Here is a 231-nt window from a genome sequence, read left to right on the forward strand (position 1 = left end):
GCCGTCGTCGGTCTCGACTTCGACGACCGTCCACGAATGGAAGCGGAACGTGCTCATCGTTTCCTGAGGCGGGTACAGCAGATCCATCGCATTCGAGCAGAAGTTGCCCTGCGGCGGGACGGTCTTTCCTTTCCACTGGGATACGCGTGCGCGCACGGACCTGATTTTCATGATGGTGTCTCCGAGAATCGATGTTGTCGTGTGTGAAAGGCGGGTGGACGGCGTGGCCGT

General features: G+C 59.7%; 1 pseudogene. It reads right to left on the reverse strand.

From position 1 onward, the window contains the following. Positions 1-171: pseudogene (locus KVT39_RS37560) on the reverse strand (L-rhamnonate dehydratase); the annotation flags it as partial. Between the last annotated feature and the right edge of the window lie 60 nt (positions 172-231).

The sequence above is a fragment of the Burkholderia sp. GbtcB21 genome (genome assembly GCF_019091065.1).
In the GTDB taxonomy this organism is placed as follows: domain Bacteria; phylum Pseudomonadota; class Gammaproteobacteria; order Burkholderiales; family Burkholderiaceae; genus Burkholderia; species Burkholderia pyrrocinia_C.